Source organism: Nonomuraea sp. NPDC005692, from assembly GCF_040631115.1.
Taxonomy (GTDB): Bacteria; Actinomycetota; Actinomycetes; order Streptosporangiales; family Streptosporangiaceae; genus Nonomuraea.
Genome location: NZ_JBEXYU010000012.1, coordinates 88,979 through 102,173 on the forward strand (window position 1 = coordinate 88,979; position 13,195 = coordinate 102,173).

General features: G+C 71.1%; 12 protein-coding genes. 7 read left to right on the top strand and 5 right to left on the bottom strand.

The features are described 5' to 3' along the window. The first annotated feature begins 108 nt into the window (after positions 1 to 108). The 7 genes from ABZ459_RS24935 (at position 109) to ABZ459_RS24965 (ending at position 7,426) form a co-directional block, all read left to right on the top strand. Positions 109 to 1,038: a LysR substrate-binding domain-containing protein gene (locus ABZ459_RS24935; protein ID WP_357974480.1), complete on the top strand. Its 930-nt coding sequence runs from the start codon at positions 109 to 111 to the stop codon at positions 1,036 to 1,038. A gap of 35 nt (positions 1,039 to 1,073) precedes the next feature. Beyond that, positions 1,074 to 2,210, top strand: coding sequence for a fused response regulator/phosphatase (locus tag ABZ459_RS24940; RefSeq protein ID WP_357974482.1), 1,137 nt, complete (start codon positions 1,074 to 1,076; stop codon positions 2,208 to 2,210). Next, positions 2,207 to 3,349, top strand: coding sequence for an ATP-binding protein (locus tag ABZ459_RS24945; protein ID WP_357974484.1), 1,143 nt, complete (start codon positions 2,207 to 2,209; stop codon positions 3,347 to 3,349). Before ABZ459_RS24940 ends, ABZ459_RS24945 begins: the two co-directional genes overlap by 4 nt. Continuing rightward, positions 3,346 to 3,795: a response regulator gene (locus ABZ459_RS24950; RefSeq protein ID WP_357974486.1), complete on the top strand. Its 450-nt coding sequence runs from the start codon at positions 3,346 to 3,348 to the stop codon at positions 3,793 to 3,795. Before ABZ459_RS24945 ends, ABZ459_RS24950 begins: the two co-directional genes overlap by 4 nt. Before the next feature lie 196 nt (positions 3,796 to 3,991). Continuing rightward, complete coding sequence (locus tag ABZ459_RS24955) at positions 3,992 to 4,777, top strand: hypothetical protein (RefSeq protein WP_357974488.1); 786 nt, start codon at positions 3,992 to 3,994, stop codon at positions 4,775 to 4,777. A gap of 13 nt (positions 4,778 to 4,790) precedes the next feature. Then, the gene (locus ABZ459_RS24960) at positions 4,791 to 6,677 is read left to right on the top strand and encodes a fumarate reductase/succinate dehydrogenase flavoprotein subunit (protein ID WP_357974490.1); all 1,887 of its coding nucleotides are present in this window, start codon (positions 4,791 to 4,793) and stop codon (positions 6,675 to 6,677) included. Then, positions 6,674 to 7,426: a succinate dehydrogenase/fumarate reductase iron-sulfur subunit gene (locus ABZ459_RS24965; RefSeq protein WP_352324162.1), complete on the top strand. Its 753-nt coding sequence runs from the start codon at positions 6,674 to 6,676 to the stop codon at positions 7,424 to 7,426. Before ABZ459_RS24960 ends, ABZ459_RS24965 begins: the two co-directional genes overlap by 4 nt. Positions 7,427 to 7,480: 54 nt before the next feature. Here the strand turns inward: ABZ459_RS24965 and ABZ459_RS24970 are convergent, their stop codons facing one another. The 5 genes from ABZ459_RS24970 to ABZ459_RS24990 all read right to left on the bottom strand — a co-directional run bounded on the left by ABZ459_RS24970 (position 7,481) and on the right by ABZ459_RS24990 (position 13,194). Further along, the gene (locus ABZ459_RS24970) at positions 7,481 to 8,866 is read right to left on the bottom strand and encodes a hypothetical protein (protein WP_357974492.1); all 1,386 of its coding nucleotides are present in this window, start codon (positions 8,864 to 8,866) and stop codon (positions 7,481 to 7,483) included. A 74-nt stretch (positions 8,867 to 8,940) separates the two neighbouring features. After that, positions 8,941 to 11,001 (bottom strand): hypothetical protein, encoded by a 2,061-nt coding sequence (locus tag ABZ459_RS24975; RefSeq protein WP_357974494.1) that lies wholly within the window; start codon positions 10,999 to 11,001, stop codon positions 8,941 to 8,943. Between the two features lie 63 nt (positions 11,002 to 11,064). Beyond that, positions 11,065 to 11,457 (bottom strand): (deoxy)nucleoside triphosphate pyrophosphohydrolase, encoded by a 393-nt coding sequence (locus ABZ459_RS24980; protein WP_352352927.1) that lies wholly within the window; start codon positions 11,455 to 11,457, stop codon positions 11,065 to 11,067. Positions 11,458 to 11,470: 13 nt separating this feature from the next. Further along, complete coding sequence (locus ABZ459_RS24985; RefSeq protein WP_357974497.1) at positions 11,471 to 12,568, bottom strand: bifunctional lytic transglycosylase/C40 family peptidase; 1,098 nt, start codon at positions 12,566 to 12,568, stop codon at positions 11,471 to 11,473. Between the two features lie 2 nt (positions 12,569 to 12,570). Next, the gene (locus ABZ459_RS24990) at positions 12,571 to 13,194 is read right to left on the bottom strand and encodes a hypothetical protein (protein WP_357974500.1); all 624 of its coding nucleotides are present in this window, start codon (positions 13,192 to 13,194) and stop codon (positions 12,571 to 12,573) included. Position 13,195: the final 1 nt, after the last annotated feature.

The window sequence follows — 13,195 nt, forward strand, 5'->3', positions numbered from 1 at the left end:
TGATCCGTCCAAGTCATCGCGGATCTGGTTTCCATAGCTTCCGGCTATGATGCTTGGTTTATACGGTCGGCATAAGGAAAAATGCTCGGCCGGTGCGAGGAAAATCACATGCAGTTGCAGCAGCTCGCCTACTTCGTCGCGGTCGCGGAGACCAGGCACTTCACCCAGGCGGCCGAGCGCATGCGGGTCGCCCAGCCCTCGCTCAGCAAGCAGATCAAGGCCCTGGAGAAGGACCTCGGCGCCCCGCTGTTCTCCCGCGCGCGCGGCAACGTCACGCTGACGGCCGCGGGCGAGGCGCTGCTGCCGCTGGCCCGCCGGATGCTGGCCGACGCCGACACCGCCCGGCAGGAGGTGGCCGAGCTGGCGGGGCTGCGTCGGGGCCGGGTGCGGCTGGGGGCCACGCCGTCGTTGTGCGCGGGCCTGCTGGCCGACGCGCTGGCGCGCTTCCACCGGGCGTACCCGGGGGTGGAGCTGCTGGTGGAGGAGGGCGGCTCGCGTGACCTGGTCAGGGCGCTGGCGAGGGGGCAGCTCGACCTGTCGCTGATCATCATGCCGCTGCAGAGCGACGACCCGTCGCTGGTCACCGAGGAGATCCTGCGGGAGAACCTGGTCGTGGTCGCGCCCTCCCACGAGCGGGCGCGGGGGCCGTACCTGCGGATCGAGGACCTGCGCGGCCGGCAGATGGTGATGTTCAGGCGCGGTTACGACCTGCGCGAGGCCACCCTCACCGCCTGCCGCCAGGCCGGGTTCGAGCCCAGGTTCTCGGTGCAGGGCGGCGAGATGGACGCGGTGCTGCGGTTCGTGGAGGCGGGGCTCGGCGTGGCCGTGGTGCCGTCGATGGTGCTCGACGGGCGGCCGGGGCTGTCCGGCACGCCACTGGCCCCGCCGGGACTGAGCCGGACGATCGCCCTGGCCCACCGCAAGGACGTCGAGCCGACCAGGGCCGCGCAGGCGTTCCGGGAGACCCTGCTCGCCTTCGTGGTCGAGGCCGGCCAGGAAGGCACGCTTCCGCAAGGGGTCGAGCTCATCGCAGAATGAGCAGCAACAGCCCGACTCCCCCGGGAAGGCATCGTGTGACGGCAAACCTCAACGAGCCGCTGACACTGCTCCTCATCGAGGACGACGACGGCGACGCCTTCCTCGTCGAAGAACTGCTCAACCAGGCCGAGGCACCACCGACGATCTTCTGGGCGCGCAGCCTCCAGGAGGCCAAGACCAAGCTCGACCCGACGATCCAGTGCGTTCTCGTCGACCTCACCCTGCCCGACGCCAGCAGGCTGGAAGCGCTGGAGGAGGTGCTGGCGCTCGCGCCGCACGCGGCCGTGCTGGTCCTCACCGGCCTCAGGGACGTGCACGTCGGCGTTGCCGCCGTGCAGGCGGGCGCCCAGGACTACCTGGTCAAGCAGGACATCGACGCCCGCCTGCTGGCCAGGTCGATCAGGTACGCCATGGAGCGCAAGCGCGCCGACCTGGCCCAGCTCAGGCTGTTCGAGGCCGAGCTGACCGCGAAGGAGAACGCCCGCCTGGAGAGCGGCCTGCTGCCCGTGCCCCTGCTGCGCACCGAGGCGATCACGCACCAGATCCGCTACCTGCCGGGCAACCAGGGAACCCTGCTGGGCGGCGACTTCCTCGACATGGTCCAGACCCCCGACGGCGCGGTGCACGTCGTGGTGGGTGACGTCTGCGGCCACGGGCCCGACGAGGCCGCGCTCGGCGTGGCGCTGCGCATCGCCTGGCGCACGCTGGTGCTGGCCGGGCAGACCGACGACACGCTGCTGCGCACGATGGACGCCCTCCTGCGCGCCGAGCGCAAGGCGCCCGAGATCTTCACCACGCTCTGCATGGCCACGTTCACGCCCGACCTGCGCCAGGCCCGGATGCGCGTGGTCGGGCACCCGCCGCCGGTGCTGGTCCGCGACGGCGTGCCCGCGGTGGTGGACGGCACGCCCTCGGGGCCGCCGCTCGGCATCTTCCCCGACGCCGAGTGGACGGTCATCGACGTGCCCCTGGGCGAGGAGTGGTCGATCATGCTCTACACCGACGGCCTGATCGAGGCGGCCGTCGGCGGGCAGAAGGAGCTGCTCGGCGTCGAGGGCCTGGTCGGGCTGGTACGCGAGCACGGCGTGATCGACCTCGACCGGCTGATCAAACACGCCGGAACGCTCAGCGACGATCTCGCGGTGGTCCTGGTGTCGAGGAGGAAGGCATGAGCATCCATCCGCTGCCGCCGCCGAAGCTGCCGACCGGGCTCGGCAGGCTGCCGGCGGCCCGCTGGTTCCTGGCCATCGGCGTGCTGGCGGGGTTCGCGTTCGCGACCGGCATGGTGGTCACCATGTCGATGATCGCGCACGCGCGGGCCATGGGGCCGAGGCCCGAGGTGGCCGCCCAGCTCGACCGGCTCAACGTGGCGCTGATCGTGCTGTTCGGGGTGCTGCTGGCGGGCGGGGCGGGCCTGGCGTTCGTCGTCAGGTACGCCGTGCTCAAGCCCATCGACCAGCTCACCGAGCAGGTCCGCACGGTCGCCGCCGGCGACTTCGACCACCGGCTCGGCGTCGACCGGCCGGCCGAGCTGAGCGAGCTGTCCAGCCACGTCGACTCCATGCGCCGCCGCATCGTCTCGGCCTGGCGCGGGGCCGCCGACCAGGCCGACGAGCTGCGCCGGTCCAACGGCGAGCTGGAGCAGTTCGCCTACGTCGCCAGCCACGACCTGCAGGAGCCGCTGCGCAAGGTCGCCAGCTTCACCCAGATGCTGGAGCAGCGGTACGGCCCGCAGCTCGACGACCGCGCCCGCCAGTACATCCACTACGCGGTCGACGGGGCCAAGCGCATGCAGCTCCTGATCAACGACCTGCTCGACTTCTCCCGGGTGGGCCGGGTGAGCGGCGAACGGGTGCCGACCGACTCCGGCGAGGCCCTGGACCGGGCCCTGGAGAACCTGTCGGCCACGATCGAGGACACCGGCGCCACCGTCACCCGCGACGACCTGCCCGTGGTCGAGGGCAACCGGCTGCAGCTCACCCAGCTCTTCCAGAACCTCGTCGAGAACGCGGTCAAGTTCCGCTCCGAGGCCCCGCCGCGCGTACGCCTGGCGGCCGAGCGGAAGGGCGACATGTGGGAGTTCAGCTGCTCCGACAACGGCATCGGCGTCGACCCCAAGTACGCCGACCGCATCTTCCTGATCTTCCAGCGCCTCCACCCCCGGGACGTCTACCCCGGCACCGGCATCGGCCTGGCGCTCTGCCGGAAGATCGTCGAGTACCACGGCGGGCAGCTCTGGCTCGACGCCGCGCCGGCCGGCCAGGGCACGACGTTCCGCTGGACGCTGCCGGCGGCGGGAGGCGACGCATGACGGACTGGCGCCCGATCGACGTGCTCCTCGTGGAGGACGACCAGGGGGACATCCTGCTCACCAGGGAGGCGTTCGACCTCAACAAGGTGCGCAACCGGCTCAACGTGGTCAACGACGGCGAGCAGGCGATGGCGTACCTGCGGCGGGAGGGCGTCTACGCCGGCGCGCCCCGGCCCGACCTGATCCTGCTCGACCTCAACCTGCCCCGGATGAACGGCCTGGAGGTGCTGAGCGAGGTCAAGGCCGACGCCACGCTGCGGACGATCCCCGTGGTGATCCTGACGACCTCCGAGGCGGAGGAGGACATCCTGCACAGCTACCGGCTGCACGCCAACGCCTATGTCGCGAAGCCGGTGGATTTTGAGCAATTTATCCGTGTTGTCCGGCAAATAGATGATTTTTTCGTGACCGTAGTGAAGCTGCCGGCACCCGGTCCGCGGCCCTGACGCGTATACGTGACAGGAATCACAGTGGGTCATCGAAAAAGTGAGTGACCCCGCTCACAAAATCGTATGCGGTCGTCGTAACGTATCCCCCACCAATGCGCGCCCAGAGCGGTACCGCACCCGCCGTACGCGCGCCCAGCGAAACGAACCCGGACCCCCCTGTGTGCAGGGTCCGCGGGAGGTGGAGAGGTCCGCGATGACCCAGACGACGCCCGAAGCCCCGATCAGAAGGCAACGTGCCCAGGTGAAGGTGCGCACGCTGCGCACCGACAGGTGGTGGCTGGTCCCGCTGCTCACGTTCCTCGGGCTCAGTTCGTTCCTCATCTACGGCGTGTGGGCGATCATCGACGGCAGTTATTTCGTCGATCCGTACATCGCCCCGTTCGCCTCGCCCTGTCTGACCACGGCGTGCCCCGAGGGCGCGCGGCTGTTCGGGTGGGCGCCGATCGGCGACTGGTTCACCCTGCCGCCGGGGCTGCTCATCCTCGGCCTGCCGGGCGGGTTCCGGCTCACGTGCTACTACTACCGCAAGTCGTACTACCGGTCGTTCTGGCTGTCGCCGGCCGCGTGCGCCGTCCAGGAGCCGCACGGCAAGTACACCGGTGAGACCCGGTTCCCGCTGATCCTGCAGAACATCCACCGGTACTTCTTCTACGCGGCCATCGTGATCGGCCTCGTCCTGGCCTACGACGCCGTCCTGGCGCTGGTGCACAAGCCGCAGGGCCTCGGCACCTGGATCCTGGTCGTCAACGCCGTACTGATCAACACGTACACGCTGTCGTGCCACTCCTGCAGGCACATCACCGCGGGCAGGCTCAACCACTTCTCCCGTCACCCGCTGCGCTACAAGGCCTGGACGTTCGTCTCCAAGCTCAACGCCAAGCACCAGCAGCTCGCCTGGGCCTCGATGTTCTCGGTCATGATCGCCGACTTCTACGTCCGCATGGTCGCCAAGGGCGTCATCGCCTTCCCGTTCGCATAAAGGACTTCTTCCAGTGGAAATCGAGCGTCACGAATACGACGTCGTCGTCATCGGTGCGGGCGGCGCCGGGCTGCGGGCCGCCATCGAGGCCCGCCAGCAGGGCAAGCGCACGGCGATCGTCTGCAAGTCGCTGTTCGGCAAGGCCCACACCGTCATGGCCGAGGGCGGCGCGGCCGCCGCGATGGGGAACGTCAACTCCGACGACAACTGGATGGTGCACTTCCGTGACACCATGCGGGGCGGCAAGTTCCTCAACAACTGGCGCATGGCCGAGCTGCACGCCAAGGAGGCCCCCGACCGCGTCTGGGAGCTGGAGGCCTGGGGCGCGCTGTTCGACCGCACCAAGGACGGCAAGATCAGCCAGCGGAACTTCGGCGGTCACGAGTACCCGCGGCTCGCACACGTGGGCGACCGTACCGGCCTGGAGCTGATCCGCACCCTCCAGCAGCGGGTCGTCGCGCTGCAGCAGGAGGACTTCGAGACGCACGGCGACCACGAGGCCTACATCAAGGTCTTCGCCGAGTGCACGGTCACCCGCCTGCTGAAGGACGGCGACCGCATCTCCGGCGCGTTCGGCTACTGGCGCGAGACCGGCAACTTCCTGCTCTTCGACGCCCCCGCCGTGGTCCTGGCCACCGGCGGCATCGGCAAGTCGTACGTCGTCACCTCCAACTCCTGGGAGTACACCGGCGACGGCCACGCCCTGGCCCTGCTCGCCGGCGCCAACCTGATCAACATGGAGTTCATCCAGTTCCACCCCACCGGGATGGTCTGGCCGCCGTCCGTGCGCGGCATCCTCGTCACCGAGTCCGTCCGGGGCGACGGCGGCGTGCTGCGCAACTCCGAGGGCAAGCGCTTCATGTTCGACTACATCCCCGAGGTGTTCAAGGACAAGTACGCCACCACCGAGGAGGAGGGCGACCGCTGGTACACCGACCAGGCCAACAACCGGCGCCCGCCGGAGCTGCTGCCGCGTGACGAGGTGGCCCGCGCGATCAACTCCGAGGTGAAGGCCGGCCGCGGATCCCCCCAGGGCGGCGTCTTCCTCGACGTCTCCACCCGCCTGCCGGCCGAGGAGATCAAGAAGCGGCTGCCGTCGATGCACCACCAGTTCAAGGAGCTGGCCGACGTCGACATCACCGCCGAGCCCATGCAGGTGGGCCCGACCTGCCACTACATCATGGGCGGCGTCGAGGTCGACGCCGACACCGGCGCGGCGGCCGTGCCCGGCCTGTTCGCGGCGGGCGAGGTGTCCGGCGGCATGCACGGCTCCAACCGGCTGGGCGGCAACTCGCTGTCCGACCTGCTGGTGTTCGGGCGGCGCGCGGGCGCGGGCGCGGCGGCCTACGTCGACGGGCTCAAGGCCCGTCCCAAGGTCGTCCAGGAGCTGGTGGACGCGGCCCGCGAGGAGGCCCTGGCGCCCCTCCAGCGCGACGGCGAGAATCCGTACGAGGTGCACCACGAGCTGCAGCGGACGATGAACGAGCTGGTCGGCATCATCCGCAAGGCCGAGGAGGTCTCCGAGGCCATGGAGGTCGTGGAGAAGCTCAAGGAGCGCGTGCGCCAGGTCGGCGCGGCCGGCTCGCGGATCTACAACCCCGGCTGGCACCTGGCCATCGACCTGCGGAACATGGTCCTGGTCTCCGAGTGCGTGGCCCGCGCCGCCCTCCTGCGCGAGGAGAGCCGCGGCGGCCACACCCGCGACGACTTCCCCGGGATGAACCCGGAATGGCGCCGCAAGCTGCTCGTCTGCTCCACCGAGGACGGCAACGACGTCCAGGTCGTGGAGAAGGTCCAGCCGTCCATGCGCGGCGACCTGATCACCCTGTTCGACAGGGACGAGCTGAAGAAGTACCTCACCGACGAAGAGATGGCCGAGTTCGACGGGATTGCCAAATGAGTTACAAGGCGAAGTTCAAGGTCTGGCGTGGTGAGGGCGGCGAGGGCAAGCTCGAGGACTTCACGGTCGAGGTGAACGAGGGCGAGGTCGTCCTCGACATCATCCACAGGCTGCAGGCGACGCAGGCCCCCGACCTGGCCGTGCGCTGGAACTGCAAGGCCGGCAAGTGCGGCTCGTGCAGCATGGAGATCAACGGCAAGCCGCGCCTGGGCTGCATGACCCGGATGTCCACCTTCTCCGAGGACGAGACCATCACGGTCACCCCGATGCGGACCTTCCCCGTCATCAAAGACCTGGTCACCGACGTGTCCTTCAACTACCAGAAGGCCCGCGAGATCCCCTCGTTCACCCCGCCGGCGGGCGTCCGGCCCGGCGAGTACCGCATGCAGCAGGTCGACGTCGAGCGCTCGCAGGAGTTCCGCAAGTGCATCGAGTGCTTCATGTGCAACAACGTCTGCCACGTGATCCGCGACCACGAGGAGAACAAGCCGGCCTTCGCCGGTCCGCGTTTCCTCATGCGGATCGCCGAGCTGGACATGCACCCGTACGACGTGGCCGACCGGCAGGAGTCCGCCCAGGAGGAGCACGGGCTCGGCTACTGCAACATCACCAAGTGCTGCACCGAGGTCTGCCCCGAGCACATCAAGATCACTGACAACGCGCTGATCCCGATGAAGGAGCGCGTGGCCGACCGCAAGTACGACCCGCTGGTCTGGCTGGGCAACAAGATCTTCAAGCGCGCCAAGTAGGCGACACAGCGGAAGCGGGGGCCGGATCCGTCCGGCCCCCGCTTCCGCGTTCCGCTACTTGCGGCCCCAGCGCTTCTTCCGGTGCTTGGGGTCCTGCATCTCCTTGGTGGCGCCCTCCGGGGGCTGCGGCGGCAACGGCTGGACGACCGTCGCGGCGTCCCCCTCCGGCGGCAGGTACGGCGGCGGCTGGTACCCCTCCGGCGGCCCCGGCTGCTCGCCCTGCGGCCGACCCGGCGGGCGGGGCTGCACCGGCTGCTTCGGCTCGAACAGGGACGGGCCCTGCTGCCAGGGCTCGGAGTCGCCGCTCTCGGCCGCCGCCGCCGGGGCGAGCGGGAACTCCCGCTCGTCCTCGTACGGCTTCCCGCCGCCCGGCGGGATGTCGCCCGGCGGCTGCTCGGCCGGGATCAGCGGCTCGAACGGGTCACGGTAGTCCTGGGCGGGCTGCGGCGGCTCGTTGTAGGAGTCGAACTCGTCCGGGTGCAGCACGACGGGCTCGGGTGCGGTCGCCGGCATGGTGGCGGGCATGGTCGGCGCCGGCTCGGGCGGGTAGCCGCCCTGGGACCCGTACGGGTCGTGGTAGGCCGGGTCGTGGTGGACCGGGCCGTAGCCGGGCTGGCCGGTCGGGTAGGTCTGGATCGGGACGAAGCTGATGATCGGCGCGTACGCCGTGCCGCCCGGGTAGCCGGGGGCGGGGAAGGACGCCGTGGCGTAACCGGGTCCGGCGGGGTAGCCGGGCGGCGGCGCGTCCGGGCGGCCCATCGGGGAGCCCATCGGGGGGCCCGCCTTGCGCACGGCCGCCGCGTGGGCCATGCGGCGCAGCCGTCCCTCGAAGATGAGCACCGCGAACAGCGCGAGCAGGACCAGCACCAGCGCCGGGATGCTGAGCTTCTGCGTCAGCGACTTCTGGTCGAACTCCGGCGCGGCGTTGCGCACCTCGAGCTGGACCGAGTCCGTGCTCGCGGCGGTGTCGGCCGTCAGCGACGGGGGCGTGGTGGGCGGGTCCGTGGGCGCCACGGACGGCATCTCGACGGACGGCTCCGTCGTCTGCTCCGTGGGCAGTGGCCCGGCCGTGGTCTGCGCGGTGGGCAGGGGCGCCAGCGGCTGCTGCGTCGTCTCCTGGACGGGCGGCGGCGTGGGCGCCGTGGTGGTCTTGGGCGGCTTCGGGGCCTTCGTGGTCTTCGTCGGGCTCGCGGTGACGGTGTGGGTGATCGTCGTCTCCGGAGCCTCCTCCGGCGTGGGCGTGCCTAACGTCGTCGTGACCGTGACCGTGGTCTGCGGATCGCAGGTCTGGCCCGCGTCGCACGGCTCCACGGCCGGGTCGAAGGCCGCGCGACCGACCGAAGCGCTCGCGCTCTGACCGACGAAGGGAGCCACGCCGGCGCCCGTGAGCCCGAGCGCCAGCACGATCGCGGACACGGCCGTCGCTCGCGTGCGTGCCACCGGAGCCCTCCGCATAGTCCCGGAACCATGGTCAAGGGAATACTAGTCGGGTCAAAGCAACAGTAAAGACGGAATTACCATACGTTTCGCGGCTTATGGCGGCGTTTTGCTCGCGTAACCAGCCACAAGGCCCCCAGCAGGACGCCGATCGCCCCGATGACCAGCGAGAAGCCGCGCGGCCCGTCCAGCGGGCTGGCGTACGCGACCGGACGAATCGGTTTCCGCGCCTCCACGACCTGCACCGGCCACGGCGCCCCGGCCCCCGACTGCGGCGCCAGGCTCACCACCCCGCCGCCGGGAACCGCCCCCGCCTGCACCCCGCCGAACCCCGACACCGCACCACCGACGCCCCCCGGCGCCACGCCTCCAGGCGTCATGCCCCCTGGGATGCCACCGGGCATCATGCCCCCGGCGACGCCTCCTGGCGCCACACCCCCGGCCACGCTCCCCGGCGCCACACCTCCGGCCACGCTCCCCGGTGGCATGCCGCCGGGCAGGCTTCCCGATACCGCGCCGCCGGACAGGCTTTGATGTGTCGTCCCGGGCACCCCGCCCTGCAGCAGCCCTGCCGCGCCGGACAACCCTCCGTGCGCCGCACCACCGGGCAGGCTCCCCGCCAGTCCGCCCGGCAAGCCGCTCGCCGCGCCGCCAGGCAGGCTTCCTGCCGTCAGGCCGCCGGGGAGGCCGCGTTGTGCCGTCCCCCGCGCGCCGCCGGGCACGCGGCCGGTCGCTCCGGGGACAGCGCCCTGGCCCACGCCGCCCGCCCGCGGGAACGCCCCCAGGGTTCCGCCCGTGCCTCCCGGCCGCGGTGCCCGCGCCACGCCCCCGCCGCCGACGCGCGGGAGCGCCCCTCGGGCTCCACCGGTGATCGGCGAGCCTGCGGCCCCTCCCGGGAGGACGCCCCTTCCCGCCGTCGTCCCGGCCGCGCCGGGGAGGACGCCTCGCGCCTTCCCCCCCGCCCCCGGCACCAGCCCGGCGACGCCTCCACCCGTCCCCGCCAGAAGCCCGGCGGCACCCGGCTGCTGCCCCCGTGCGCCTGGCACCTGCCGGCCCGGCCGCCGCCGATTGTGGGGAGCCGTGGCCGGAACGGGCACCGCCTGACCGCTGATCGTGGCGGCCTCGCGCGGCATCTCCTCGGCGACCTGCATGGACGTGGTCCTGTTGATGGTGGTCAGCCCACCGGAGGGCGTCCGCATCCTGGCCACCGCGGCGAGCACCACCTCCTTGGCCCCCTCGGGTGCCTGGAAGGTCACGTCCAACGCCCGCTCCCCGTAGACCGTCCCAAGGGCGCAGACCTGCGCGCCGGGCAGCGTACCGCCGCCGGAAGCCGCACCCTCCTCGCCGGCCAGCGCCCGCGCGGCCAGCACCCCGGCCGCCTGCCGCCCACCACCGCCCTGCCCCCCACCCGGACCCCCCTCGGCCGGAAGCATCCCCTGGTTGCCCTCACCCCGAGGAACGCCCCGACCGCCCTCGGCCCACAGCGCGCCCTGACCGCCCTCAGCCCACGGCGCGCCCTGTCCGGACTCGGCGCGCGGCGCCCTCTGGCCGGACTCGGACCGCGGCATCCCCTGGGCCGCGCGATCCGGCGGCATCCACTGACCGGCCCCGACCTGCGGGGAGTCCGGCGCGCCCGGACCGAACTGTGCCGCCTCCCGGTCGGCCCCCACCTGCGGCGCCCCGCGACCGGCCTCCGCCCGGGTCAGGCGCCGGCCCGGCGCCGGCCGCCACCTCTCCGGTTCCTCCGGGAACGCCCCGACATCCGGATCCGTCGCACTTCCGGCGCTCCACGGCCCCGGCACGGGTTCCCCTTCAGATGCCGGAACCAGCCCGCCCCCATCAAAACCCTCGGAATCCTCAGCCCCATCGGCCGACAGCCGGGAAGCGCCGGAGGACGACGGGCAGGCCAACCCCGACAACGCCGCCGCCGGGCTGGTCGCCACCGCGATCTTGGCCCCCTTGCCCATCCCGTTGAGCCGGACCCTGAAACGCTGGACGTCACCCGTCCTGATCCACTGCCCCACCCCCTCGGGGCCGCTCACGCGTTCGAGCACGAGCGTCACCCCCGCCGCCGCCACGGGCACGGAGGGCAACGCCACCAGGATCAGCGCTCCAGAAAGGATCCAGCCACGCCGCATCACTCCACTCCCCCACTGCGACAAATCACGTGTAGTAATCGTTATGTCACAGAGAGAGACGGTCTAATCCTGCTGGAGCAGACTCTCCACGGTCTTCATGATCGGCAGATCGGCCCCCAGCCACTCCACGTCGTAGTACTCCCCCGGCCCCAGCCAGCGAAGAGCCAGGTGCTCACGGGCCTCGGGCGTGCCGGAGGTGAGCGTGGCCAGCCAGACGCGCAGGACGTACCCCTCCGACAGCGCCCAGTCCTCGCCCACGCGCGCGCCCACCGCGATCTCCACGCCGAGCTCCTCGCGGCACTCCCGGACCAGCGCGGCGACCTCACTCTCCCCCGGGTCCACCTTGCCGCCGGGGAACTCCCAGCCTCCGGCCAGCGCGGCGGGCGCGGCGCGCTGGGCGGCCAGCACCCTGCCGCCGGGGGCGACGATCACCGCCGCGACCACGATCGTGCTCATGCGTTCGTCATCCTCATAGTGCGGGATTCTGCAGCTTCTTGAGCTGGTCGAGCACATCGGGGTTCTGCAGGGGACGGGTGAAGCCCACCTTGTTGTCGCGCGCCTGGTAGCTCGTGACCTTGATCGGCCCGCAGAGCGTGCACCGGGCCTCCAGCATCTTGCCCTTCGACACGATCAGCCCGACGTGGCCGGGGTTGTCGGCCGACGTGCCCGGACCGGCGTTGAAGAACACCAGGTCACCGGGCTGTTCCTGGCCCGCTAACACCTTCACCCCGAACGGCCACTGCGTGAACGTGGTGCGCGGGATGCTCAGCCCGGCGGCCCGGTAGGCCGCGTAGATGATGCCCGAGCAGTCGAACGCGTCCGGCCCGGTGCCGCCCCACAGGTACGGCTTTCCGCGCTGCGCCAGCGCGTACTGCAGGATCTTGGCCACGACGTCGCTGGGCGCGGCCGCCACCAGGGGGTCGTCGCACTCCTCGGAGGCCTGCGGCGGCACCTCCACCTCACCCGACTTGGCGTACTTCCTGGCGATCTCCTCGACCTGGTCGACGTACCACCAGGCGCGGTTGTAGGTGAACAGGGCCCGCCGGACGTTCTCGGGCGCGCCGTTACGCTTGAGCATCTTGGCGGCCCCGAGGATGGCGTCGGCGGGGTTGTAGACGTCGCCCACGCCGTCGCCGTCGCCATCGGAGGCGTACCCGTTGAACGTCGAGGAGATCGGGATCTGCGCCTTGCCGCCCCAGGTCGAGATCAGGAACTGCATCGGCCCGGCCGCGCCCGCGTAGTTGGTGCCGCTCTTGACGCCGGGCAGGTCGGAACGGCCGTGGTCGGTCTCGCGCTTGCCCACGGCGGCCAGGATGGTCCACTGGACGCCGATCTTCTTGCCCCACTTCTTGTACAGGTCGAGGTATTCGCCCGGGATGTCGGCGGCGCCCGAGTCGGACACCTCCTGCACCTGGGTGCCGCCCTCGCAGTCGACCGAGCCCTCGCCGCCGCCGTTCAGGAAGGACGGCATCGTGACCAGCAGCATCGGCGAGATGATGATCGCGGCCAGGAGCAGGATCCCGGCGAGACCGAGCAGCAGCGCCAGGCGGGTTCGGGAGGGCTTCACCGCTAGCTGTCCCCGTCCTGGCCCTCGGTGGCGGGCAGCACGTCGAAGATCCGCCAGTCGGCGCCGAGCTGGCTCACCGTGACCGCCAGGTCCTCGACGTCCTGCCTGTTGCCGCTCTTCGCGGTGACCTGTCTGGTCTCGGTCACGACGAAGACGATGGAGGTCTTCTCGATCTGCCTGATCTCCTTCAGCCTGGCCGTGGCCTGGGAGACGATCTGGTCGTCGCGGTTCTGCTGGACGGTGCCCGCCGAGGTGAGCGTCCGGGCGAGGATGTTGCCCAGCTCGGCGGTGGTGAACGTCTTGACCCTCGTGGCGTACGCCGCCGGTTCCTCGTCGTACCTGAAGGTGCCGTAGACGGCGGTGAAGCGCTCGGCGAGGTCCGCCGCCGCGGCGAGCTGCTCCTTCTTCATCGGCAGGTACGAGTAGACGTCGAACGGCGCGGCGCTGGCCGTGGCCAGCGGCTTGCTCGCCGCCGTGGGCGCGGACGCGGACGTCGCGCCCGTTGCCGGGGCCTGCTCGGGCGGATCGTCCGAGCTGGGCCACATCGTGAGGTAGACGCCGACCGCGGCGATGACCACGACGATGGCGGCGAAGGCCAGCCCGCGCTTGTCACCGGACTGAGCCACG